The sequence below is a fragment of the Acidimicrobiales bacterium genome (assembly GCA_036270875.1).
Lineage (GTDB): Bacteria > Actinomycetota > Acidimicrobiia > Acidimicrobiales > AC-9 > AC-9.
On the sequence record DATBBR010000068.1, the window covers coordinates 1 to 4007 of the forward strand.

General features: G+C 70.0%; 4 protein-coding genes. 2 read left to right on the top strand and 2 right to left on the bottom strand.

Going from position 1 to position 4007, the window contains the following annotated elements; translation table 11 throughout:
* Nucleotides 1-217: 217 nt before the first annotated feature.
* Nucleotides 218-1498, bottom strand: coding sequence for an MFS transporter (locus tag VH112_07865; protein HEX4540147.1), 1281 nt, complete (start codon nt 1496-1498; stop codon nt 218-220).
* A 98-nt stretch (nt 1499-1596) separates the two neighbouring features.
* Here VH112_07865 and VH112_07870 point away from each other — a divergent pair, with 98 nt between their 5' ends.
* A complete protein-coding gene (locus tag VH112_07870; GenBank protein HEX4540148.1) occupies nt 1597-2361 on the top strand; it encodes a PIG-L family deacetylase in 765 nt (254 codons plus the stop codon).
* Nucleotides 2362-2371: 10 nt separating this feature from the next.
* Here VH112_07870 and VH112_07875 read toward each other — a convergent pair whose 3' ends face one another.
* Nucleotides 2372-3607: an alcohol dehydrogenase catalytic domain-containing protein gene (locus tag VH112_07875; GenBank protein ID HEX4540149.1), complete on the bottom strand. Its 1236-nt coding sequence runs from the start codon at nt 3605-3607 to the stop codon at nt 2372-2374.
* 70 nt (nt 3608-3677) lie between these two features.
* On the opposite strand from VH112_07875, the gene VH112_07880 reads away from it, so the two are divergent.
* On the top strand, nt 3678-4007 hold a 330-nt coding region (locus tag VH112_07880; GenBank protein HEX4540150.1), incomplete at its 3' end, for a DUF2332 family protein.

The window sequence follows — 4007 nt, forward strand, 5'->3', positions numbered from 1 at the left end:
CGCCCACTCCGTCTCCCACCTCGAAGACCCGGGCAGACAGCCCGAGCACGTCGCGCAGGTGGTGGAGCATGTAGATCCCCGAGAAGCCGGCACCGACTATGACGGCGTCAAGATCGCGTACCGGAGTCCTCGATGGCGGGCTGGCCATCTCGTGATCATAATCCCGGCCGTCGCCGCCCCACCTGCTCAGACGGAATCCCACTGCCGGGAGGCGCCGTCAGCCTCTCTGACCCTCGGGAAGTCGGTCGACGTCCGTCCTGCGGATGCCCACCGCTGAGAATGCGCTCAGCGCGGCGAGGACGATCGAGCAGACGAGCACGGCGCGAAAGTCTCCGACGTGCTCCGACGCGATGCCGACACCAACCACCGGGATGGTCAGACCCACGTACGCGAACACGAAGTATGTGGACACGACCCGCCCTCGGATCTCGGCCGGCGCCAGGCGGTTCGCCGTCGACAGGCTCCCGATGAACACGGCGCCGACAGCGACACCGCCGACGACGGTCCCGACGATGAACAGGGCCATCGACGCCTGTGACAGTGCGCCCACGATCAACGCCAGCCCCACGAGGAACAAGCCGAGCCCCGACAGGACGACGGGCCGGCTCGGAAAGCCAGCGACCAGGAGCTGAGTGACCGTCGCAGCCCCGAAGATCAGGAACACGACCGCGCCACTGACCGCCCGGCTGTGCTCGTGCAGTATGCCGCCAAGAAACGTCGGGGCCAACGAGGTGAACAGACCGAGGAGTGAGAAGGCGGCGAAGCCCGCCACCCCGGCGGCAATGAACTCTCGTCGACCGATCGTCGGGATCCCGAGGCCGCTGAAGCGAAGCGTCAGGGGCTGCCGATGGCGCACCGTCTCGGGTACGACTGCCAGCGCGACCGCGGCCACCGCCAGCATGACCAGGTAGACCTCGAACACGAGCACCGTCGGGTTGGGACCGAACTGGGCGAAAAGCCCGGCGACGAGCGGACCGAGCCCGAGCCCTCCCATGTTGGCCGCCGTGGCCACGCGCGATGCCCGGCGTGAGGACGAGGAGGCGATCAGCTCGGTGAGGGCGGCCGTGGCCGTCCCCGTCACCAGGCCGGCAGACAGCCCCGACAGGACGCGGCCGACGAAGAGCCAGGGCAGGCTCGGGGCCAGGATGAACACGACCGTGCTCACGGCGCTCAGGGCGAGGGCGGTGAACAGCACCCGCCGCCGCCCGACCTGGTCCGAGGATCGTCCGGCCAGAAGGAGCGCGGCAAGGACGCCGGCGGCGTAGGTCGCGAAGATGATCGTGACGATCCCCGACGAGAAATGCCACTGGCTCTGGTAGATGACGTAGAGGGGAGTCGGCAGCGTGGTGCCGAGCATGGTCGCCGCGAACACATAGGCGACGAGCCAGAACGCCACCTGACGGGGCGCCGTGCGCCGCCGGCGGCTGGCCCCGACCGAGTCGTCGAGGCCGACGGCGCGCCGGCCCTCAGCCGTAGGTACAGGACGGGGATCGGTCATCGTTCGACCCGACCACGCTAGCCCCGTCTCCCGCGGGGAGCGGACGTAGGCTGACCTCACCTGCCCCGACGAGCCGGGGCGGCCGCAGAAGGAGTGGCGTGGCCTTCGAGGAGCCCACCTGGGGCCTGGTCGAACCGGGCGAGCTGGCCCGGATCGCCGTGGTGTCGCCCCACTTCGACGACGGCGTCCTCGGCGCCGCGCACCTGCTGTCGACCTATGCGGGATCGGCCGTCGTCACCGTGTTCGGTGGGTGGCCACCCGCCTACCCCTCGGAGCCGACTTCGTGGGACGCCGCCGGCGGGTTCCAGGCGGGCGACGACGTCGTCGCCGCTCGACGCCGAGAAGACGACGCCGCCTTGACGCTGCTCGAGGCCAGACCGGTCCGCATGGCGTTCTCCGATCATCAGTACCTCTCCCCCGCCGAGCAGCCTTCGCCCGAGCAGGTTGCGCCCGCCCTGGAGGAGGTGCTGCTCGGGCTCGCTCCCACCGCGGTCTTCCTGCCCATGGGCCTGGCGAACCCCGATCACGTGGTCGCCCACGAGGCCGGACTGAGGGTACGCGACGGCCACCCGGAGCTCGCCTGGTTCTGCTACGAGGACCACGGCTACAAGCACCTTCCTGGGCTGCTGGCATGGCGGGTGGCCAAGCTCTTCCGGTCGGGGCTGTGGCCGACGCCAGCCGTCGTGCCCGTGGAGCCCGACATGGGGCGCAAGCGTCAGGCGATCGCCTGCTACCGGAGCCAGGTGGTGCCGCTCGAACGCGACCACGCTCTGTCCGAGCGCCTCGGCGCCAACGTGCCCGAGCAGTTCTGGCGGCTGGCCCCACCCCCGCGAGGATGGGAAGCCCTCGCCGACCTCATCTGAGCCACCCCGCTCACGCCGCTCGGAAGTCGAAGGCGACCTTCACCGCCGCGGTGCGATCCTGAGTGGCGATGGTCGTGAACGCATCCCGCCAGCCCTCGAGCGGGAAGGTGTGGGTCAGCATTCCGGTGAGGTCGACCCGGCCGGCGCTGGACAGGTCGAGGTAGTGCTGGATCCCGTGCTGGCGCGTTCCCTCGACCTCCTCGATGCCGAATGCGTTGGAGCCGACCCAGGAGATCTCCTTGAAGTAGAGCGGCGTCCACTCCCATCTGGCGGGGCCGTGGACGCCCGACTTGACCAGGGTGCCTCTGGCCTTGAGCAGGCGGACGCCCACCTCGAACGTCTCCGGCTTGCCAACCGTGTCGTACACGACGTCGACGCCACCCGGATAGGCCATAGGAAGACCGTCGGACTCGCACAGCACGCCACCCGACCAGGCCGCCACCTGCTCGATCACCGCCTCTCGGGGCTCGTGCTCGACGACTGCCGCGCCCAGCCGGCGGATGCCCTCGGCCTGGCCCTCGAAGCGAGTCACCACCATCACCTCGACATCAGGGTGGAGGGCCCGAAGGATGGCCGTCGCAGTCGTTCCGAGCGCGCCCCCGCCGTAGACGAGCGCCTTTCCTCCCGGCGGCGGCGGGTGACGAGTCACCGAATGCAGCGACACGGCGAAGGGATCGGCCAGGACGGCGACCTCGTCCGGCAGCGCCTCGGGGACGCGGTGCAGCTGCGAGTCGTGGGCGGGCATGAGGTCGGCGTAGCCGCCGGTGGCGTCCCTCGAGGTGCCGATGTGGATGCCGGGAGCAAGCCGACCCTTGCCGAAGCTCCAGCACAGGCTGTAGTCGCCCGCCTCACAGGCGGGACAGACCGGATCGATCCCCCGAGGGGCGCAGGACAGCCACGGGTTGAGCACGACACGATCACCCACATCCAGGCCCCGTGCGTCGGGCCCGACGGCGACGACGTCGGCGACCACCTCGTGCCCGAGCACCTGCGGAAGCGAGAAGAACCCCTTCATCGGGTTGTCCCCGACGATGTCCTCTCCCCAGTCCATGAAGACCTGCTTGGCGTCGGACCCGCAGATGCCCGTCAACCGAGGGCGGGTGACGACCCAGTCCGGGCCGAGCAACGAAGGGTCTTCCATGTCCACCAGTCGCATCGGGGTGTCGGCCAGGCCCCGGAGCAGCGGATTGTCCCCGTCGGGCGGCGGCTGCGGCTCGGGACGAACGCCATAGAGGAGGGCCTTCACCAGCCCGAGGATAGACAGCCGGCGGTCTGGCCGCCGGCGGGGCTAGACAATCGGTATGACGAGCGGGCGTGTGATCGCGCGCATCCGCGACGAGGCGTCGCAGATCGCCCGCGCATGGTCCGGCCCTGGTGCGTCACCGACGTGGCGGTTGACGGCATCGCTCTTCGACTGTCTCGCCAACGACCCGCGGTTGTTGGAGCTCGCCGCCGCCATCCCTCCAGAGCGTCTGCCGCCGCTGCTGTTCGCGGCCTCCGTCCAACGTGTCGTCGCGCGTCGTCGTGACCATCGCTTCGCCGCCTACTATCCAGTCCCGGGGGGCGACCAACCGCCACTCGACGACCAGTTCGCCGAACGGTACCGCGCCTTCTGCCTCGAGCACTGCGACGAGCTCGCCGAGGTC